Here is a 19,046-nt window from a genome sequence, read left to right as displayed (position 1 = left end):
TTCAGATGTCCAGGACCAGCCGGCCGCCGCCACAACGCGACACGCAGACCATCATTCGCCGCTGTTCGGCGCGTTCTTCGGGCGAGAGCACGTAATCGAGGTGCTGCACCTCGCCTTCGAGCACCGGCGCTTCGCAGGTGCCGCAAATGCCTTCGCGGCACGACCAGGGGAAGTCCACGCCCACGCGCTCCATGGCGTCGAGCACGCTCTCGTGCGCGTCCACCGTGGTGCTCAGGCCGGCGCGCTGCAGCACCAGCTCAAAGGGCTGGCGCTCGCTGGCGGGCTGCTCGGCGCCCTTGAAGCGTTCCATGCGCACCGAGCCCGGCGCCCAGTGGGCGGTGGCGGCGGTGAGCGCGTCCAGCATGGGCGCGGGGCCACAGGCGTAGACCGCGTCCCAGCGCTGGGTGGCCAGGCGCTCGGTGAGGTTCATGGGGCCGCCCTGCTCGTCGTCGGCGTGCAGGTGCAGGCGCTGGCCCAGCAGTGCCTTGAGTTCTTCCAGGTAGGCCAGGCGCGGGGCCGAGCGGGCGCTGGCCCACAGCTCGACGTCCACGCCTTGCTGCGCGCAGGCCTGGGCCATGGCGTAGATGGGCGTGACGCCAATGCCACCGGCCAGCAGCAGCACGCGGCGGTGCTCGGGCGCCATCTCGAACAGGTTGCGCGGTGCGCTCACGCGCAGGGCCTGGCCCACCTTGAGCTTTTCGTGAATCCACACCGAGCCGCCACGGCTGTTGGCGTCCCAGCCCACGGCCACCTGGTAGCAGTCCATGGTGGCCTGGCCGGTGGCGTTCACCAGCGAGTACTGGCGCACCAGGCCGTTGGGCAGGGCGAGGTCAATGTGGGCACCGGCGCTGGCGCCGGGCAGGGGCTGGCCGTTGGCGTGGCGCAGTTCCAGCGCCAGCACGTCGCGGGCCACCGCCCGCACGGCGGCCACGATCACGGGCACATCGGCGCTCATGGCGCGGTCCCGCCGTTCTCGGCCTTGAGCAGGCGGTCCAGCAGCCAGCGGGCCTGGTTCAGGCCCGCGTCGGCGGCGATGGGCACCATGGGCCGCTCGGGCACCTGGCTCAAGATTTTTTGCTGCGCCTCGATCATGGTGCGGTCTTCTTCAAAGGCCACGACCACGCCCTGGTAGATCTTCTCGGTGAGGGCCTCGTCGTCCAGGTCGAAGTTGCGCGCCTGGCAGAACCAGTAGTGGCTGGTGGTCTCGGTCTCGGGGGTCTGGATCGAGGTGTGGCGGAACTGCACCGCCTCGGGCACGCGGCGGCCCTCGGGCGCGCCGGTGCCGGTGGGCGCCGAGCCGGCGTCCATGCGCAGCAGGGCCGGGGGCGACCACTGGTAGATCTGCCAGCGGTCCACCTTGCCCTCGAACTTGGCCACGCCCTTGTGCAGGTTGGGCATGTCGTCGTTGAGGTACCAGCGGGTGATGGTGAGCTTGCCAGTGCCGGTGGTGTCGCGCTCGATCACGGGCTTGAGCGAGGCGGCGCTGTCGGTGCCCAGCGTGGTGGGGTGCACCCAGGCCAGGTGGGTGAAGTCCAGCAGGTTGTCCACGATCAGCTTGTAGTTGGCCTGGTAGTGGATGTAGCCGGGCTTCATGCGCCACTCGGGCGAGTCGTGCCAGAAGTAATCGACGATGTCGTCGGGGTTGGCGCGCGCCGGGTCGCCCATCCAGATCCAGACCAGGCGGTTGCGCTCCACCACCGGGTAGCTCTTGATGCAGGTCTTGGGCGGGATCTGTTCCTGCCCCGGAATCTCGACGCAGGCGCCGCTGGGGTTGAACTTCAGGCCGTGGTACAGGCAGCGCACGCAGTCGCCTTCCTGGCGGCCAATGTGCAGCGGCGCCGAGCGGTGGCAGCAGCGGTTTTCCAGCGCCACCACGCGGCCCTGGGTGTCGCGGTAGAGCAGAACGGGCTCGTTGAGCAGGGTGCGGTGGAACAGGCCTTTGGCGGGAATTTCGGTGTCCCAGGCCGCCACGTACCAGCAATTGCGGATGAACATGCAGTGTCTCCTTGTTGGGGTTTTGCAGGATGCTAGTGACGCAGCACTGAACACAACAAATCGTTTTTTCGGCGATATGATCGGTTTTTCCAATCACTGAACCGGGACATTGCCGTGAAGCTCCAGACGCTGCAGGCACTCATCTGCATTGAGGAAGTGGGCAGCCTGCGCGCAGCGGCGCAGTTGCTGCACCTCTCGCAACCCGCTCTGTCGGCGGCCATCCAGCAACTGGAAGACGAGCTGAAGGCCCCGCTGCTGGTGCGCACCAAGCGCGGCGTGAGCCTCACGTCCTTCGGGCAGGCCTTCATGAAGCACGCGCGGCTGATCGTGACCGAGAGCCGCCGCGCGCAAGAGGAAATCGGCCAGCTTCGCGGGCGCTGGGAGGGGCACATCACCTTCGCCGCCTCGCCCGCCATTGCCCTGGCGGCCCTGCCGCTGGCGCTGGCCAGCTTTGCCCGCGAGTTCCCCGACGTCACCGTGAACGTGCGCGATGGCCTGTACCCCGCGGTGTCGCCCCAGTTGCGCGACGGCACGCTGGACTTCGCCCTCACCGCCGCCCACAAGCACGACATCGACACCGACCTGGAAGCCCAGCCGCTGTACGTGAGCGACGTGGTCATCGTCGGCCAGCGCCAGCACCCCATGGCAAACGCCACGCGCCTGGCCGAGCTGCAAGAGTGCCGCTGGGCTTTCTCCAGCGCGCCGCGCGGCCCCGGCGCCATCATTCGCGACGCCTTCGCCCGATACGGCCTGCCCGAGCCCAAGCTGGGCCTGGTGTGCGAATCGTTCCTGGCCCTGCCCGGCGTGGTGGCCCATTCCGACCTGCTCACCACCATGCCGCGCACCCTCTACGAGCGCAACGCCTTCAAAGACCAGCTCTGCAGCATCCCGCTGCAAGACGCCCTGCCCAACCCCACCATTTACGTGCTGCGCCGGCACGACCTGCCGGTGACCCCGGCCGCGGCCGGCCTGATCCGCTGGATTCAGCACCACGCCTTGCAGACGGGCTGATCGCATGGGCTGGCAAGAATGGCTGTACCCCGCCAGCGTGCTGCTGGCGGCTTATGCGGTGATGGGCATCACCGGCTTTGGCTCGGCCCTGGTGGCGGTGCCGCTGCTGGCCTGGATCTGGCCGCTGCCCGAGGTGGTGGCCCTGGTGATCCTGCTGGACGTGCCGGCCTCGATGCTGCACGGCGGCCTGAACTTCCGCCAGGTGCGCTGGCGCGCCATCGGGGCCATGCTGCCCGGCATGGCGGTGGGCGCCTTGATCGGCCTGTGGCTGATGGGGCAGCTCGACAAGCGCTGGCCGCTGTTCCTGCTGGGCCTGTACATCACCTGGGTGGGCTGGCGCACCCTGCGCCACGGCCAGCAGGCCGCGCGCGCCCTGCCCGGCTGGACGCACCACGCCGGCAGCGGCCTGGTGGGCGTGCTGGAGGTGATGTTCGCCACCGCCGGCCCCATGGTCATTGCCCTGCTGCAGCGCCGCCTGCGCGAGGTGGCCGAGATTCGCGCCACCGTGCCGGTGGTGATGGTGGTGGCTGCCTCCATCGCCATCGCGGTGCTGTTCGGGGCGGGCCAGATCGACCGCGCCCACACCTTTGAGCGCTGGCTGGTGGCCCTGCCCATCGCCTTCATGGGCGTGGTGCTGGGCAACCGCCTGGCCCGGCACATACCGCCCCCGGCCATGCGCCGCGCCATGGCCGTGTTGCTGATCGCCAGCGGCCTGTCGCTCACCCAGCACCTCTGGCGGTGAACCCGGCTGGGCACTGGCGGCCATTCTAGGGTTAACGCTTATCTGCGTTTCCGATCAATGACCGCAAAAACCGATTTGTCTCTGGCACTGGGGCCTCCCTATCATGCCCACCGGCCTCGATAACACTGGAGACAAACATGAATTTCCGCCGCCGCCTTTGCACCGCCGCCCTGATCGCCGCGCTGCCCCTGGCCTCCCAGGCCCAAAGCAACACCCTGCTGCTCAACAGCTTTCTGGCGCCGCAGCACCCCGTGACCAAGATGGTCGTCAAGCCCTGGGCCGAGAAGATCGCCCAGGTCACCGAAGGCCGCGTGAAGGTGGACGTGGCGCCTTCCAGCCTGGCCGCGCCGCAGCAGCAACTGGCCAGCGTGAACAAGGGCGTGTTCGACATCGCCTACCAGTTCCACGGCCTGCTGACCGACCAGGTCAAGCTCAACCAGATCGCGCAACTGCCTTTCGTGAACACCACGGCGCGCGGCAGCTCGGTGGCGCTGTGGCGCACCTACCAGAAGCACTTCGCCAAGGCCAATGAGCTGGGCGAGGTGCAGGTGCTGGCCCTGTTCGTGCTGCCGCCGGCGGTGATGTTCGGCATGAAGGGCCCCATCGACGGCATGGACAAGCTCAAGGGCCGCAAGGTCTATGCCCTGCCCGGCGTGCCCTCCGCCATGGTGGAGAGCGCTGGCGCCGGCGTGGTGGCCGCGCCCGCTGCCCGCAGCTACGAGATCGTCTCGGGCAAGACCGTGGACGCCTTCGTGGGCTACTCCACCTCTGACGCCGAGGGCCTGAAGACCCTGTCGTACGCCACCGACGTGACCGACATCCCCGGCAACCTCACCGCGCCCTCCTTCGTGCTGTTCATGAACAAGAAGCGCTGGGCCGCCCTGTCCGAGAAAGACCGCAAGGCGATCGAGTCGATCAGCGGCGAGGCCTTCGCCCAGGGCATGAAGCAGTACGACGACCTGGAAACCAAGGTGCGTGGCGAGGCCGCGGCCAAGGGCATCAAGTTCCACATGGCCAACGACGCCTTCGTGAAAGAGCTGCAAACCCTGGCCACCCCCATCACCCAGGCCTGGCTGAAAGACGCCAGCAGCCGTGGCGTGAACGGGCAGGAAGCGCTCGACTTCTACCGCGCCCAGGCCGCCGCCAACCGCTAAGCCACTGCGGTTCGCATCGCCCGGGCCATCCGGGCCGCCCCCCACGGGCCGCCTCCGCGCGGCCCGTTCCTTCCCCAAGGAGCCCCCCATGTTTGTGAAAAATGCCTGGTACGTGGCAGGGATGGCCACGGACTGCTCGCGCAAGCCACTGGCCCGCACCTTCCTGAACGAAAAGGTGGTGCTGTTCCGCACCCACGACGGCCACGCCGTGGCCCTGGAAGACCGCTGCTGCCACCGCCTGGCCCCGCTCTCGCTGGGCGACGTGGAGGACGCCGGCATCCGCTGCCGCTACCACGGCATGGTGTTCAACGCCGCCGGTGCCTGCGTGGAAATTCCCGGGCAAGAGCAAATTCCCCCCGGCATGTGCGTGCGCCGCTTCCCCCTGGTGGAGCGCCACGGCCTGCTCTGGATCTGGATGGGCGACCCCGCGCGCGCCAACCCCGACGACATCGTCGACGTGCACTGGAACGGCGCCCCCGGCTGGCCCACCGCGAGTGGCTACATCCACTACCAGGCCAACTACCAGCTCATCGCCGACAACCTGCTGGACTTCACCCACCTCACCTTCGTGCACCGCACCACGCTGGCCAACAACGCCTTCCCCAACGCGCGCCCGGAGATCACGCCCTTTGAGCGCGGCATCCGCCTGAACCGCGTGATCCGCGACTGCGAGCCCTCGCCCCTGCACGGCATGGCGGGCAAGTTCACCGGCAAGGTCGATTTCTGGAACCGCCAGGTCTGGTGGCTGCCCTCGGTGTTCGAGAACTGGGCCGGCACCGCGCCCCTGGGCGAGGGCGAGCCGCACGAGCGCGCCGGCGCGCTGCACCTGCGCCACTTCTCGCTGCTCACGCCCGAGACCGAGCAGACCACCCACTACTTCTGGGTGCAGCCCTGCCAGTTCCCGCACGACGACGCCAGCATGATCGAGAAGGTGGGCCAGGGCATCGCCACCGCCTTCGCCGAAGACCGCTGGGTGATCGAGGCGCAGCAGCAGGTGATCAACAGCCAGCCCGACGCCAAGATGCGCTCGGTGCGCAACGACGCCGCCCTGGGCCGCGTGCGTTACATGATCGACCGCCTGTTGGAACAAGAGGCGGCCGAGGCCCCGGCGGCCCGCACCATCCCCATCGCCCAGACCGCCTGACGGCACCCCAGCCATGCAAGTTCAAGCCGCTGTTCTCGACGCCCCCAAGGCGCCGCTTCGCATTGAAACCCTTGAGCTGGAGGCCCCGCGCGACCGCGAAATTCGCGTGCGCGTGGTGGCCACCGGCGTGTGCCACACCGACATCTCGGTGATCGGCCGCCCCTTCCCGGTGGACCAGCCCATCGTGCTCGGCCACGAAGGCGCGGGCGTGGTCGAATCGGTGGGCCGCTCGGTGACCAAGGTGAAGGTGGGCGACCGCGTGGTGCTGAGCTACAACTTCTGCGGCGAGTGCCCCAGTTGCCAGCGCCACGCGCCCAGCTACTGCCAGTACTTCTTCGGCACCAACTTCCTGGGCCAGCGGCGCGACGGCAGCACCGCCCTGTCGCGCCGGGGCCAGCCCGTGCGCCACCACTTCTTCGGCCAGTCGTCCTTCGCCACCCACTGCCTGTGCACCGAGCACAACGTGGTGAAGGTGCCCGACTGGGTACCTGACCACTTGCTGGAACTGCTCGGCCCCCTGGGCTGCGGCATCCAGACCGGCGCGGGCGCGGTGATCAATGTGCTCAGGCCGCAACTGGGCGAATCGGTGGTGGTGTTTGGCGCCGGCGCCGTGGGCATGGCCGGCCTCATGGCGGCGCGCGCCGTGGGCGCGGGCACCCTGATCGCGGTGGACCGCGTGCCCGAGCGCCTGGCCCTGGCCCGTGAGCTGGGCGCCACCCACACCCTGCTGGCCGACGGCAGCACCGACGTGGTGGCCAGCATTCGTGAAATCACCGGCGGCGGCGCCGACTGCAGCCTGGACACCACCGCCGTGAGCGCCGTGCTGCGCCAGGCCCTGGACTGCCTGGGCCCGCTGGGCCGCTGCGGCTTCGTGGGCGGTGCGCCCGTGGGCGCCACGCTGGAGGTGGACGTGCGGGACATGATGCTCAACGGCAAAACGCTGCGCGGCATCGTGGAGGGCGACACCAACGCCGACACCTTCATTACCCACCTGCTGCGCCTGCAGGCACAAGGCCGTTTCCCCTTCGAGAAGCTCATGAAAATCTACACCTTCGAGTCCATCAACGACGCCATCGCCGACTCGCTGGCTGGCCTGACCGTCAAGCCCGTGCTGCGCATGCCGCGCTGAACGCCCATCGCCACCCCGTCTTTTCTGGAAGGCCTCTTCACCATGAACGACAACCCCAAGCCCGCGCCAAGGGCGCACGCGCTGGACCGCCTGCTGGGCGGGCTCAGCGCGCTGCCAGTGGCGCTGATCGTGGTCCTCACGTTTGCCGACGTGCTGGGCCGCTACGTGTTTTCTTCGCCCTTGCGCGGCAGCGTGGAGCTGATCGAATACGCCATGGCCCTGGTGATCTTCACCGCGCTGCCGCTGGTGACGCGATCGCGCGGCCACGTGAGCGTGAGCCTGATCGACGGCCTGGTGCGCGGCACGGCCAAGCGTTTCAAGCTGGTGCTGTGCGACGCCCTCAGCGCCCTGGCCCTGGGCCTGATGACCTGGCGCCTGTGGGTGCAAGGCACCGAAGACCTGGAGGCCGGCACCTCCACCATCGTGCTGGGCTTGCCCCAGGCGCCGCTGAGCTTTGCGCTGGCGGCCTTCGCGGGCATCTCCGTGCTGGTGGTGCTCATGTTGATCGCGGCGACCCTTCGCCAAGCAGGAGAGGCCGCATGACCGCCGCCATCATTGGCTTCATTGCCGTTTTCGTGCTGGCCTTCGCCGGCGTTCCCCTGGCCTTTGCCATGCTGCTGGCCGGCGTGGGCGGCTACGCCGCCGTGCGCGGCTTTGACCCGGCCCTGCACATGTTGGGCCAGATCGTGGTGGACGCCTCGGCCAACTACGGCATGTCGGTGCTGCCCATGTTCATCCTCATGGGCCTGTTCGTGCACAAGGCCGACATCAGCGGCGAGCTGTACGACGCCGCCAACGCCTGGCTCGGCCACCTCAAGGGCGGCCTGGCCCACGCCACCCTGGCCGCCTGCGGCCTGTTCGCCGCCATCTCGGGCAGTTCCATCGCCACCGCCGCCACCATGACCAAGGTGGCCATGCCCCCCATGCGCCGCCTGGGCTACCACGACCGCCTCTCCACCGGGGCCGTGGCCTCGGGCGGGGTGCTGGGTGTGCTGATACCGCCCTCGGTGCCGCTGGTGATCTTCGGCCTGCTCACCGAGACCGACATCCGCCAGCTCTTCATCGCCACCATCGTGCCCGGCATCCTCTTGCTGCTGCTGTTCCTGGGCGCGGTGTGGGTGGTGATGCTGATGAACCCCGGCCTGGGCCCGCGCGGCGAGAAGGTGCCGCTCAAGCAGCGCTTCGTGGCCCTCAAGGGCGTGTGGTCCACCCTGCTGCTGTTCGGCTTCGTGATGGGCGGCCTCTACGGCGGCGTGTTCACCGCCACCGAGTGCGCCGGCATGGGCGCCACCGGCGCCCTGCTGATCGCCCTGGCCCGCCGCAAGCTCAGCTTCGCCGGCCTGGTGGACTGCCTGAAAGAAACCGCCGCCACCACCGCCATGATCTTCGCCATCGTGTTCGGGGCGCTGGTGTTTGCCAACTTCATCACCCTCACCGGCCTGACCAACCAGCTCGTGGAGTGGATTCAAGGCAGCGGCTTCTCGGTGACTGGCGTGCTGCTAGCCATGGTGCTCATCTACCTGGTGCTCGGCGCCCTGATGGAAGCCATGGGCCTGCTGCTGCTGACCGCCCCCATCTTCACCGCCGTGGCGGTGGACATGGGCGTGAACCCGGTGTGGTTCGGCATCTTCGTGGTGATGATGATCGAGGTGGGCATGCTCACCCCGCCCGTGGGCATGAACGTCTTCACCGTCAAGACCCTGCTGCCCGAGGTGAAGCTCTCCACCATCTTCCGCGGCGTCATGCCCTTCGTGGTGGCCAACCTCGTGGCCGTGGGCCTGCTCATCGCCTGGCCCGACATCGCGCTGGTGTCGCTGCGCTGGTTCTGAGGGCCGCCCGATCTCGCCCGAACGCCGCCCCCGCCACCGCGGGAGGCGGCGTTTTGCATTTATCGGGGTCTGCGACGATGCGCAGGCCTGTGGATGAGCGTCACAGTCATTCAGCCTTGCGCTTGGGTGGCGGCACCGGTCACGACAACTATCTGTATTTATCCGAAAAAAGATAAAATATCTAAATTCCGGATAAAAAGAGGTAGTCGCATGATCGCGTACCACCGCACCGCACTGGCGCAACAGCTGGTGCAGGCATTGCAGGGCAAAGCGCTGCTGGGCGATGCACACAACGGCCTGTTCCTGGCCGCGCCGCGCCGCACCGGCAAAAGCACGTTTTTGCAAGGAGATCTGGCACCCGCGCTGCAGCAGGCTGGCGTGGAGGTGGTGTACGTGGACCTGTGGGCCGACACCCGCCGCGACCCGGGCGCCCTGATTGCCGAAGTCATTGCCCAGGCCTTGCAGGCGCACCTGGGGCTAGTGGCCCGCGCCGCCAAAAAGGCTGGCGTGAAAGGCGTGAAGGTGGCGGGAGCCCTGGACATCGACACCAGCAAGATAGGCCAAGTCGACGGCCTGACCCTGGTGGACGCGTTGCGCAGCCTGCATCAGGCGGCAGGCAAGCCGGTGGCGCTGATCATTGACGAGGCCCAGCACGCCCTGACAAGCGAGGCGGGCGAAGTGACGATGACGGCGCTGAAATCGGCGCGCGACCAGATGAACCAGCCGGGCCGCGTGAACCTGATGCTGGTGATGTCGGGTTCAGACCGTGACAAGCTGTTGCGCCTGGTAGTCAACGCGGGGGCGCCGTTCTACGGCTCGCAAATCCAGTCGCTGCCACCGCTGGACACCGATTTCATTGCCCACGTGGCCGGGCTGGTGGAGGCACAGCGGCCCGATCTGGTGCCGGTGGACCGAGGCGCGTTGCAGGAAGCGTTTGCCGCCTTTGGCTACCGGCCGCAATTTTTCATGGCGGCCATGGGAGCGGTGCTCAGCCCGCTGGCGGGGCACACAGGGCGCTTCGAGCCTGCGCTGCAACAGGCGGCGCGGGACCAGCAGGCACAGGATGAGGCCCAGATGGAGTCCGATTACCTGGGCCTCAAACCCACCGAGCAGGTGGTGCTGTGGCGCATGCTGGACCAGGGGCCGCGTTTTCGCCCGTACGACGCCGAGGCCCTGCGCTTCTATCGCGAGAAGTTGGGGCGCCCGGTGAGCGTGCAGCAAGCACAAAAGGCATTGGAATCCCTGCGGCAGCGCACGCCTGCCCTGGTGTGGAAATCGGCGCGCGGAGAGTACGCCGTGGAGGACGCGGCCATGCACCGCTGGTACGAGGCACGGGCGGCGGCGGCCCAGTGGCCGCCCGCCTCGCTACAGGGCACGTTGGCACTGAACGACGATTGAACGTCGCGAGACGGCAAGATCAGAAAGTCTCAAGAACATGCCGCTGATGATCTAGGGCGTCCATTTGGTGCTGCCCAGGCCAACGCTCCGGTAAGGCAGGTCGCCCGGCGCATACCACTTCGAGCGCAGGCGCGCCGATCCGCAGAAGGTCGACACCCTCAAGCCACCCGATCGCCCCATGACACCCCGCCCCACCCCCCTGCACCTGACGGTCGGCGAAGTCGCCCGCCGCACCGGTATGACGGTGCGCACCTTGCACCATTACGACACCATCGGCCTGGTGTGCCCCAGCGCCAGAAGCGACGCGGGCTACCGGCTTTACCACGCTCGCGACATCGAGCGCCTGCACGCCGCGCAAGCGCTCAAGCAACTCGGGCTGGGCCTGGACGCCATCGCCAAGGCGCTGGCAGGCGACGGCATGGCGCCGCTTGAGCTGGTCGATCGCCAGATCGCGCAGGCCGAGCAGGCCATCGAACAGGCCCGAGCCCTCAAAGAAAGCCTCACGCTCTTGCGCGACACGCTGGCCCACGGGGGTACCGAACACCACACCGACGCCCTGCTGGCCGCCATGCAACTCGTGGCCACCTACCAGCGCTTCCTGCCGGGCAGCGGTGTGCGCCAACTGCTCACCCGCTGGCGCCAGGCCCGCCGCCAATGGACGCCGCTGGCCACCGAACTGGCCCGCCTTCAGGCCAGCGGGGCGCCGGTGGACACACCCGAGGTGCAGCGCCTGGCGCAGCAATGGATGAACGTGGCCATGGCGGTGTTTGGCGGGCAGCTTCGCACCGTGCTGCAGTGGGCCCAGATGCACCACCAGGCACCTGACACCGCCACACATGCCGGGCTCGACCCCGCCCTGCTGGCCTACCTGGAGCAGGCCATTGGCGCGCGCCTGGCCGCGCTGCGCCGGCACCTGAGCGACGACGACCTCGCCCGGCTCGACGGCTCGCTCGGCCCCGAGTGGGCGCGCTTCGCTGACGACGGTCAGGCGCTCATGGCCCGCGGCACACCACCGGACGCGCCGGCCGCGCAGGCGCTGCGCGAGCGCTACCTTGACCTGCTGGCGCGCACCGTGCGACACGACGCTACCCTGGCCGAGAAGATGCGCCAGGCCTATGCCGCCGAGCCCCTCCTGGCGCACGGCCACTTCGTGGGCCCCGAGCTGCGCGCCTACCTCGCGCCGCCCAGCCCTTGACCCTCACCCCACGTGAGGCTTGAGAGTGCGGGTTTTCTTCCACGGAGCACCCGCCCATGTCATCCCTCACCCCCTCTTCAACCTCCACTTCAACCCCCTGCCCCAGCCCCTCGGCCTTTCGCGTGGCCACCGCCCGCGCCCTGCACCAGTTGCTGGATCAGGCGCGCGTGCTGGACGACCCCTTCGCCCTGGGCAGCCTGGGGCCCGCCAGTGCGGCGGCCCTCATGCTCGACCCCGACGCCCACAACGACGTGAGCAACCGGTCCCTGCGCGCGGGCATCGTGGCCCGGTCGCGCTTCGCCGAAGACCGCTTGCTGCGCGCCATCGCCGCCGGTGGCCGGCAATACGCCATCGTGGGCGCCGGCCTCGACACCTGGGCCCTGCGCGCCGCGCAAGCCCTGCCCAGCGTTGACGTGTTCGAACTCGACCAGCCCGCCATGCAAGCCTGGAAACAGCAGCGCCACGCCGAGAACCGCTGGGCCACACCCGCCAGCCTGCACTGGGTGCCCGCCGACCTGCGCGACACCTCGGCCGCCGACGCGCTGGCCAGCGCTGGCGCCCGCCTCGGCGCCCCCATGGCCGTGTCCATCCTGGGCGTGTGGGTGTACCTCGACCCCGCCGTGGTGGCGCGCGAAGCGATGGCCCTGGGCACCCTGCCCGTGGGCTCGTCGCTGGTGCTGGACTACCGCCTCGACGAGTCGTGCCTGAACCCCATCGAGCGCACCATGATGCAATTCACCGCCCACATGATGGCCGCCGGCGGCGAACCCTGGCGCTCGGCCAGCACCCCCGAGCAGATGAAGCAACTGCTGGCCAGTGCCGGCTTTGACGTGGAAGAAGACCTGGGCCCCGCCGAGCTGAACACCCGCTACCTGGCCAAGCGCCGCGACGGCCTGCAAATCGCGGGCGGGGGGTTCCGCTACCTCAGCGCGGTGAAGGTGCGATGAGGGCAGACCATGCGCTCGTGCCGCTGCCCATGCCCGTCAGGGCCCGGCGCTACGAACTGGTGGTCTTCGACCTCGACGGCACCCTGGTGGACTCGTTCGACTTCTTCGTGCAAGCCCACAACCGCCTTGCCCCCAAGCACCGCCTGCGGCCCATCGCCCCGCACGAAGCGGCGGCGTGGCGGCATTGCCCACCGCGCGAGATCATGGCCCTGGTCGGGCTGGCCCGGTGGCGCCTGCCCTGGGTGGCGCGCGACTTCGTGCGCCTGATGCGAGACACCGGTGGCGGGCTGCGCCTGTTCCCCGGCACCGACCAGGCGCTGCGGCACCTGCACGCGCAAGGGCTTCGGCTGGCTGTGGTCAGCTCGAACTCGACCGACAACTGCCGGCGCCTGCTCGGCCCCGAGTTGTGCCAGCGCATGGCCTGCATCGATGGCGGTGCGTCACTGTTCGGCAAACGCACCCGCCTGCAGCGCGTGCTACGCCGCCTGCACGTGCCACCCCACCAGGCCATCTACGTGGGCGACCAACTCACCGACGCCGACGCGGCCCGCGCCGCCGGCCTGGCCTTCGGGGCGGTGAGCTGGGGCTACGGCGCGCCCTCGGCCCTGGCGCGGGCGCACCCACAGTGGTGGTTCAACGCTGTCGAGGAACTGAGCTGGCTGGCGGGCAGCGGCATACCCCGCGACGCCGCTATGCTGCGCGGTTAACGTCCCGCAGGCCTCGGCGCTGTCGGGACAAAATCGCCAGCGACCCATTTACCCGAACTCCCGCCGTGGTCTGCCGGCCATTGAGCCGTTGGCACCGACCACGAACACCCCAGAATGCCCATCAAGAAGTCCGATCTCTACGCCAAGCTCTGGGCCTCCTGCGACGAACTCCGCGGAGGCATGGACGCCAGCCAATACAAAGACTACGTGCTGGTGCTGCTGTTCATCAAATACATCAGCGACAAATACGCCGACCAGCCATTTGCCCCCATCCAGATTCCCCCGGGCGCCAGCTTTGCCGACATGGTGGCGCTCAAGGGCAAGAGCGACATCGGCGACCAGATCAACAAAAAGATCATTCGCCCGCTGGAAGAAGCCAACCGCCTGCGCATCAAGGCCGACTTCAACGACGACGCCCTGCTGGGCCAGGGCAAAGAGAAGGTTGAGAAACTCACCAACCTGATTGGCATCTTCGAGTCAAAAGACCTGGACTTTTCCCGCCACCGCGCCGATGGCGACGACATCCTCGGCGACGCCTACGAATACCTCATGCGCCACTTCGCCACCGAGAGTGGCAAGAGCAAAGGCCAGTTCTACACGCCGGCCGAAGTGAGCCGGGTGATGGCCCAGGTGCTGGGCATTGCCAGCGCCCCCACCAGCCCCGACACCACCGTGTACGACCCCACCTGCGGGTCGGGGTCGCTGCTGCTGAAAGTGGCCGAGGCCGCCCCCACCCCCCTGACCCTGTACGGCCAGGAAAAAGAAGAGGTCACCAGCGGCCTGGCCCGCATGAACATGATCCTGCACCACAACCCGGGGGCGGTGATCGAGCAAGGCAACACCCTGGCCGACCCGAAGTTTCTGGACGGCGACCAGCTCAAGACCTTCGACTACGTGGTGGCCAACCCGCCGTTTTCAGACAAGCGCTGGAGCACCGGCCTGAGCGGCGACCCACACGGGCGGTTCACGGGCTTTGGCACGCCGCCCGACAAACAGGGCGACTACGCCTACCTGCTGCACATCGTGCGCTCGCTCAAGAGCACGGGCAGGGCCGCCTGCATCCTGCCGCACGGCGTGCTCTTTCGCGGCAACGCCGAGGCCGACATCCGCAAGAGCCTGGTGCGGCGCGGGCTGATACAGGCCATCATCGGCCTGCCGGCCAACTTGTTCTACGGCACCGGCATTCCGGCCTGCATCATCGTGATCGACAAAGCCGGCGCCGCCGCGCGCCGGGGCATCTTCATGATCGACGCCGCCCAGGGCTTCCTGAAAGACGGCGCCAAGAACCGCCTGCGCGAGCGCGACATCCACCGCATCGTGGACACCTTCAAGCGCCAAGACAGCAGCCACCCGCGCTACGCCCGCCTGGTGGGCCTGGACGAGATCGAGAAGAACGACTTCAACCTCAACCTGCCGCGCTACATCGACAGCAGCACACCCGAAGACCCGCAAGACATTGACGCCCACCTCAACGGCGGCATCCCTGAAGCCGACGTGCTGGCCCCCGACACGCTGGGCCGCTACTGGGCCGTCTGCCCCCAGCTGAAGGACGCCCTGTTCCAGCCACGCCGCCCCGGCTACCTGGACCTGACCGTGCCGCCCGCCGGCATCAAAGCCGCCATCCACCAGCACCCCGAGTTCCAGGCCTTCACCCGCACCATGGCCGCCCACTTCGAGGCTTGGCGCACGGAAGTGACCCCGTACCTGAAGGCCCTGGAGCCCGGCTTCCACCCCAAAGAGCTGCTGACCGACGTGGCCGAGGGCCTGCTGGACCACTACGAGCACCCACCCCAAGGCTGCAACCTGCTGGACCCCTACGCCGTGTACCAGCACTTCATGGACTACTGCGCCACCACCCTGCAAGACGACGCCTACCTCATTGCCGAAGACGGCTGGAAAGCCGAGCCCTACCGCGTGCTGGAGACCAGAAAGAACAAAGACGGCACACCCGGCAAAACCTTGGACAAAGGCTGGGCCTGCGACCTCGTGCCCAAGACCCTGCTGGTGCAGCACCACTTCGCCGCCGAACAGGCCCAGCTGGACCAACTGGCCGCCGAGCTGGACCGCACCCTGGCCGCGCAGGCCGAGCTGGAAGAAGAACACAGCGGCGAAGAAGCCGCCTTCGGCTGCCTCGACAAGATCAACGACAAGGAAGTGAAGGCGCGAATCAAGGAGATTGGCAAGGATGCGGACACGGCCGATGAGCTGGCCGTGTTGAAACAGTGGCTCACCCTGTCAGACCAGGCCGCCACCCTCAAGAAGCGCATCAAAACGCTGGACGCCGAGCTCGACGCCAAGGCCCTGGCCCGCTACGCCACGCTCACGCCCGACGAAGTGAAGGCCCTGGTGGTGGACCACAAGTGGATGGCCGCGCTCGGCACCGCCGTGCACGGCGAACTGGACCGCGTGAGCCAGGCGCTCACCGGGAGGGTGAAGGAACTGGCGGAGCGCTACGGACGCACCATGCCCGAGCTGGCGCAGCAGGTGGCGGAGATGGAGGCACGGGTGGCGGGACAGTTGGCGAAGATGGGGTTTGTATGGAAGTGAAGGAGCCCAACGCGCGTTATTTGAATAGGGGCGACACGCATCAAACAGAGGTTGGCACATTGCCAATCGACTGGTCTGCAATCCCTCTGTCTGATTTGCTGACTGCAAAGCAGCTAGGCGGCAACTACAAAAACGGAGCGACGGAAACGGCATGGCCGCTGATCAAGATGGGGAATCTTGGGCGAGGCCAGATTGACTGCGAAAAAGTTGAGTACGTCCACACCTCAACACCGCCCTCGGCACGAGACCGCCTCCAGGCAGGAGATGTGCTGTTCAACACCCGCAACACACTAGACCTCGTCGGGAAAGTTGCCATTTGGCGAGACGAATTGCCGGAGGCCTACTTCAACTCAAACATCATGCGGATGTGCTTCGATCCTGAGCGAGTCGGGTCGAGTGCCTACATGAACTATGTTCTCAACACGTCGCGTTCCGTTTCGGCTCTGCGAGCCATCGCGACTGGAACCACCAGCGTGGCAGCGATTTACAGCCGGGATTTCTCCAACGTATTTTTGCCAATCCCCGACAGCAAAACCGAGCAGCAATCCATCGCTGACACTTTGGGGGGAGCCGACGCCCTGATCGACTCGCTGGAGCAACTGCTGACCAAGAAGCGCCAGATCAAGCAAGGCGCCATGCAGGAACTGCTCACCGGGAGGCGTCGCTTACTTCAGGACACTAGGGCTTGGCGTCAAGTGCCGCTTGGCAAGCTGGGAAGATGGTCTGGCGGTATGACTCCGTCAATGGCAAGAGTCGACTACTGGTCACCTGCCGAGGTGCCATGGCTTTCATCGGGCGACCTGAAGGCTGCTCAGCTTTCCGAGTCTGCGAAGTCCGTATCAAATGCTGCCATCCGGGATGGCACGACGAGGGTCGTACCGCCGAAGTCAGTCGTCCTAGTGATGAGAAGCGGCATCCTTCGCAAGTACTTGCCAGTCGGCATCACGCTTAAACCGATGGCGATAAACCAAGATCTGAAGGCGATTCAGCCAAACGATGAAGTTACCGCCGAGTTCCTATTGCATGCGTTGACGTTCTGGGGCGAAGGCATTCTGGCGACGTGCCTGAAATCAGGAACTACTGTCGAGAGCATCGAATTCCACTGGCTAAAAGCTTTCACCATAGTGTTGCCGCCAATTCCTGAACAGGACGCGATCGCCGAGGCGCTCTCCGCCATGGACACCGAAATCACCGCCCTCGAAGCCCACCTCACCAAAGCCCGCGCCCTCAAGCAAGCCATGGCCCAGGCCTTGCTGACCGGCCGCATTCGCCTGGTGGAGCCCAGTGCGTGACGCCGGGCGGCCAGCGCGCTCAGGCGGCCGAGTGCCTGGCGTTCGGCGCGCGGTGGCCAACGACCCAAAGTGGGCCCCGGCGCACAAGGCCTGCGGAAAGAGGGCCTAGAAACAGCGAAAAAAGGCAGTGAACAAAAAGCAGTGAAGGAGGCGGCAAGTGGCCGAGAAATTCGCACTGGTGACCGATGACGCCATCTGGCACCACATCCAGCAGGCACTGAAATCGGGGAAGCCGGCACGCATCGCGGTGCCCTTCGTTGGCATGGGGGCCAGCCGGTGGATCAAACCGGCGCCAGGCAGCTGGGTGCTCACCCGTTGCGATCTCCAGTCTGCCCGCGCCGGGCAGGTGTCGGGCCAAGACCTGCTGGCCTGGCACAAACGCGGCATTCGCCTCTTCAACCTGCAAGCCCTGCACGCGAAGGTGTTTGCGTTCGGCAGGTCGGCCTTCGTCGGCTCCAGCAATGCATCGGTGACCAGCCGCGACCGCTTGGTGGAAGCGGGCGTGTGGACCACGGACAAAGCCCTGGCGCAGGCGGCCTGGCAGTTTGTCGAATCGCACTGCCTGGAAGAGGTGGACGAGCACTTCCTCTCCGAGATGGCCGCGGCCTATCGGCCCCCCACGGCCTACCCCCTCCAGGGAGAGCCCCGCCCCGGCACGCCGACAAAACGCAAACCACAAGCGGCCGACCGCACGCAAGACGAGGCCAAGCTGCACCTGCTGCGGCTGTACGCCGGCACTTATTCCGATGCCGAAGAGCGCGCCGCCGAGCGGGCCGAGGCCGATGGACAAAACCGGGTGGATGCCTCGGTGAAGGCCGAGATCGAGACGTTTGCGTGGCAAGGCGCACCGAGCCACCTCCAGATTGGGGACCTGGTGCTGGCCCGGTTAACCGACAAAACGAGCGGGCAGGAAACCGTGATGCCGTGGGCGCGGGTGGTGGCCATCCGCAAAGTGCGCGGCGAAGACAAGCACATAGTGGCCACCGCGACCTTGCCTTCCTGGCAGCCGATGGCGCTGGACGAGTTTCGCGCCGCCGTGGCGGGCCAACTGGAGAACTTCCTGCGAGCGGGTGGCCGATCTCGCCTGGCCACCGCATCAGAGCGAAGCGCCATCTTGAAGGTCTGGCAGCACCGGAAGTCGCGCCTGATCTGAGGTCCAGACGGCCGGCTTTTGCACTTGCTGGCAGGCCAGCGTCAAGATGCCGAAGGGGGAGAAGTCAAGTTTTTTCTCCCACCCATTCACCGCAAGCCCATGTCTTAAAAGAACTTTTTCAAAATCTTTAAAGATATGATGCAAGCCCCATTCAAGATCTGGAATCGCCATGCCCCGGTTTTTTCACCACGATCTGCAGTTGCTGAACCCCCGGTTCGACTCGCCGCTGCTCGACGTGCTGACCGATCTGGAGCACCTGCGTCGGCTTGAGATCCGGGGAAGCACCCCTCCCCCTGTCTTCCTGCAGCTCAAGGAGGTCTTCCACCTGCTGGAGAGCTTGGCGTCGGCCCGGATCGAGGGCAACCACACGACGCTGGCCGACTATGTCGAGGCCAAAGTGGCGCCAGCCCCCACAGGCTCGGAGGCCCTGCGCGAGATCGACAACATCGAAGCCGCCATGCGCCAGGTGGAGTCGGCGGTGGAGCCCGGTGCGGCCTTGAGCGAGCACCTGCTTCGCGGCCTGCACGCCACCACGGTTGACGGGCTTCAACGCGAGGGCGACCGCACCCCGGGCAGCTACCGCACGGGGCCAGTGCAAATTGCCCAGGCCGAACACTTGCCGCCAGACCCGGTGCAGGTGCCCAGCTACATGGCCGAACTGGTGGCCTTCATCAACCGGCTCGATCCCCCCAAGTACGACCTGATGAAGGTCGCGCTGGCCCACCACCGGTTTGCCTGGGTGCACCCATTCAGCAATGGCAATGGGCGCGTGGTGCGCCTGCTGACCTACGCCATGCTGATCA

Annotated in this window: 18 protein-coding genes and 1 pseudogene; 16 read left to right on the top strand and 3 right to left on the bottom strand. The window is 67.2% G+C overall.

Going from position 1 to position 19,046, the window contains the following annotated elements; all coding sequences use genetic code 11:
- Position 1: 1 nt before the first annotated feature.
- Both ACE3RQ_RS17800 and ACE3RQ_RS17795 read right to left on the bottom strand, forming a co-directional pair.
- A complete protein-coding gene (locus ACE3RQ_RS17800) occupies positions 2-955 on the bottom strand; it encodes a 2Fe-2S iron-sulfur cluster-binding protein (RefSeq protein ID WP_374523422.1) in 954 nt (317 codons plus the stop codon).
- The gene (locus ACE3RQ_RS17795) at positions 952-1,995 is read right to left on the bottom strand and encodes a Rieske 2Fe-2S domain-containing protein (protein WP_374523421.1); all 1,044 of its coding nucleotides are present in this window, start codon (positions 1,993-1,995) and stop codon (positions 952-954) included. The genes ACE3RQ_RS17800 and ACE3RQ_RS17795 overlap by 4 nt, the downstream gene beginning before the upstream one ends.
- 114 nt (positions 1,996-2,109) lie before the next feature.
- Between ACE3RQ_RS17795 and ACE3RQ_RS17790 the strand changes: the two genes are divergently transcribed.
- The 15 genes and pseudogenes from ACE3RQ_RS17790 (at position 2,110) to ACE3RQ_RS17720 (ending at position 18,243) form a co-directional block, all read left to right on the top strand.
- Positions 2,110-3,006, top strand: coding sequence for a LysR substrate-binding domain-containing protein (locus ACE3RQ_RS17790; RefSeq protein ID WP_374523420.1), 897 nt, complete (start codon positions 2,110-2,112; stop codon positions 3,004-3,006).
- A gap of 4 nt (positions 3,007-3,010) precedes the next feature.
- Complete coding sequence (locus tag ACE3RQ_RS17785) at positions 3,011-3,748, top strand: sulfite exporter TauE/SafE family protein (protein ID WP_374523419.1); 738 nt, start codon at positions 3,011-3,013, stop codon at positions 3,746-3,748.
- Positions 3,747-3,809, top strand: a pseudogene (locus ACE3RQ_RS17780) (hypothetical protein); the annotation flags it as partial. The gene ACE3RQ_RS17785 and the pseudogene ACE3RQ_RS17780, both read left to right, overlap by 2 nt.
- A 76-nt stretch (positions 3,810-3,885) precedes the next feature.
- Positions 3,886-4,902, top strand: coding sequence for a TRAP transporter substrate-binding protein DctP (gene dctP / locus ACE3RQ_RS17775; RefSeq protein WP_374523418.1), 1,017 nt, complete (start codon positions 3,886-3,888; stop codon positions 4,900-4,902).
- Between the two features lie 88 nt (positions 4,903-4,990).
- On the top strand, positions 4,991-6,046 hold the full coding sequence (locus ACE3RQ_RS17770; RefSeq protein ID WP_374523417.1) for a Rieske 2Fe-2S domain-containing protein: 1,056 nt from the start codon (positions 4,991-4,993) through the stop codon (positions 6,044-6,046).
- Between the two features lie 13 nt (positions 6,047-6,059).
- Complete coding sequence (locus ACE3RQ_RS17765) at positions 6,060-7,175, top strand: NAD(P)-dependent alcohol dehydrogenase (protein WP_374523416.1); 1,116 nt, start codon at positions 6,060-6,062, stop codon at positions 7,173-7,175.
- 42 nt (positions 7,176-7,217) lie between these two features.
- Positions 7,218-7,718, top strand: coding sequence for a TRAP transporter small permease (locus tag ACE3RQ_RS17760; protein WP_374523415.1), 501 nt, complete (start codon positions 7,218-7,220; stop codon positions 7,716-7,718).
- The gene (locus ACE3RQ_RS17755; RefSeq protein ID WP_374523414.1) at positions 7,715-9,004 is read left to right on the top strand and encodes a TRAP transporter large permease; all 1,290 of its coding nucleotides are present in this window, start codon (positions 7,715-7,717) and stop codon (positions 9,002-9,004) included. Before ACE3RQ_RS17760 ends, ACE3RQ_RS17755 begins: the two co-directional genes overlap by 4 nt.
- A gap of 210 nt (positions 9,005-9,214) precedes the next feature.
- Positions 9,215-10,402 carry an AAA family ATPase gene (locus ACE3RQ_RS17750; protein ID WP_374523413.1) on the top strand — a complete coding sequence of 396 codons (1,188 nt, stop codon included), beginning with the start codon at positions 9,215-9,217 and terminating at the stop codon, positions 10,400-10,402.
- Between the two features lie 178 nt (positions 10,403-10,580).
- A complete protein-coding gene (locus ACE3RQ_RS17745; protein WP_374523412.1) occupies positions 10,581-11,597 on the top strand; it encodes a MerR family transcriptional regulator in 1,017 nt (338 codons plus the stop codon).
- Positions 11,598-11,653: 56 nt separating this feature from the next.
- Positions 11,654-12,544 carry a class I SAM-dependent methyltransferase gene (locus ACE3RQ_RS17740; protein ID WP_374523411.1) on the top strand — a complete coding sequence of 297 codons (891 nt, stop codon included), beginning with the start codon at positions 11,654-11,656 and terminating at the stop codon, positions 12,542-12,544.
- A gap of 29 nt (positions 12,545-12,573) precedes the next feature.
- Positions 12,574-13,251, top strand: coding sequence for an HAD hydrolase-like protein (locus tag ACE3RQ_RS17735; RefSeq protein WP_374523409.1), 678 nt, complete (start codon positions 12,574-12,576; stop codon positions 13,249-13,251).
- A gap of 114 nt (positions 13,252-13,365) precedes the next feature.
- Positions 13,366-15,798: an N-6 DNA methylase gene (locus tag ACE3RQ_RS17730; protein ID WP_374523408.1), complete on the top strand. Its 2,433-nt coding sequence runs from the start codon at positions 13,366-13,368 to the stop codon at positions 15,796-15,798.
- Positions 15,789-17,090, top strand: coding sequence for a restriction endonuclease subunit S (locus ACE3RQ_RS17725; RefSeq protein ID WP_374523407.1), 1,302 nt, complete (start codon positions 15,789-15,791; stop codon positions 17,088-17,090). The genes ACE3RQ_RS17730 and ACE3RQ_RS17725 overlap by 10 nt, the downstream gene beginning before the upstream one ends.
- 157 nt (positions 17,091-17,247) lie before the next feature.
- Complete coding sequence (locus ACE3RQ_RS17720) at positions 17,248-18,243, top strand: hypothetical protein (protein ID WP_374523406.1); 996 nt, start codon at positions 17,248-17,250, stop codon at positions 18,241-18,243.
- On the opposite strand, the gene ACE3RQ_RS17715 is transcribed toward ACE3RQ_RS17720, so the two are convergent.
- Entirely contained in the window at positions 18,187-18,414 is a 228-nt protein-coding gene (locus ACE3RQ_RS17715; protein WP_374523405.1) for a hypothetical protein, read from the bottom strand. The two genes, ACE3RQ_RS17720 and ACE3RQ_RS17715, sit on opposite strands and share 57 nt — an antisense overlap.
- On the opposite strand from ACE3RQ_RS17715, the gene ACE3RQ_RS17710 reads away from it, so the two are divergent.
- Positions 18,413-19,046, top strand: a 634-nt coding sequence (locus ACE3RQ_RS17710) for a Fic family protein (RefSeq protein ID WP_374523404.1), incomplete at its 3' end; no start/stop codon positions are given. The genes ACE3RQ_RS17715 and ACE3RQ_RS17710 overlap by 2 nt on opposite strands.

Source organism: Hydrogenophaga sp. (genome assembly GCF_041913525.1).
Lineage (GTDB): Bacteria > Pseudomonadota > Gammaproteobacteria > Burkholderiales > Burkholderiaceae_C > Hydrogenophaga.
The sequence above is the reverse complement of the archived record's forward strand: the minus strand, read 5'-3'. Positions and strand labels throughout refer to the sequence as shown.

Excerpts from the sequence above, each read along its gene's own strand:
- ACE3RQ_RS17800 (WP_374523422.1), bottom strand. The coding sequence starts at position 955 with ATGAGCGCCGATGTGCCCGTGATCGTGGCCGCCGTGCGGGCGGTGGCC.
- ACE3RQ_RS17795 (WP_374523421.1), bottom strand. The coding sequence starts at position 1,995 with ATGTTCATCCGCAATTGCTGGTACGTGGCGGCCTGGGACACCGAAATT.
- ACE3RQ_RS17785 (WP_374523419.1), top strand. The coding sequence starts at position 3,011 with ATGGGCTGGCAAGAATGGCTGTACCCCGCCAGCGTGCTGCTGGCGGCT.
- dctP (WP_374523418.1), top strand. The coding sequence starts at position 3,886 with ATGAATTTCCGCCGCCGCCTTTGCACCGCCGCCCTGATCGCCGCGCTG.
- ACE3RQ_RS17770 (WP_374523417.1), top strand. The coding sequence starts at position 4,991 with ATGTTTGTGAAAAATGCCTGGTACGTGGCAGGGATGGCCACGGACTGC.
- ACE3RQ_RS17765 (WP_374523416.1), top strand. The coding sequence starts at position 6,060 with ATGCAAGTTCAAGCCGCTGTTCTCGACGCCCCCAAGGCGCCGCTTCGC.
- ACE3RQ_RS17760 (WP_374523415.1), top strand. The coding sequence starts at position 7,218 with ATGAACGACAACCCCAAGCCCGCGCCAAGGGCGCACGCGCTGGACCGC.
- ACE3RQ_RS17755 (WP_374523414.1), top strand. The coding sequence starts at position 7,715 with ATGACCGCCGCCATCATTGGCTTCATTGCCGTTTTCGTGCTGGCCTTC.
- ACE3RQ_RS17750 (WP_374523413.1), top strand. The coding sequence starts at position 9,215 with ATGATCGCGTACCACCGCACCGCACTGGCGCAACAGCTGGTGCAGGCA.
- ACE3RQ_RS17745 (WP_374523412.1), top strand. The coding sequence starts at position 10,581 with ATGACACCCCGCCCCACCCCCCTGCACCTGACGGTCGGCGAAGTCGCC.
- ACE3RQ_RS17740 (WP_374523411.1), top strand. The coding sequence starts at position 11,654 with ATGTCATCCCTCACCCCCTCTTCAACCTCCACTTCAACCCCCTGCCCC.
- ACE3RQ_RS17735 (WP_374523409.1), top strand. The coding sequence starts at position 12,574 with ATGCCCGTCAGGGCCCGGCGCTACGAACTGGTGGTCTTCGACCTCGAC.
- ACE3RQ_RS17730 (WP_374523408.1), top strand. The coding sequence starts at position 13,366 with ATGCCCATCAAGAAGTCCGATCTCTACGCCAAGCTCTGGGCCTCCTGC.
- ACE3RQ_RS17725 (WP_374523407.1), top strand. The coding sequence starts at position 15,789 with ATGGAAGTGAAGGAGCCCAACGCGCGTTATTTGAATAGGGGCGACACG.
- ACE3RQ_RS17715 (WP_374523405.1), bottom strand. The coding sequence starts at position 18,414 with ATGGCGATTCCAGATCTTGAATGGGGCTTGCATCATATCTTTAAAGAT.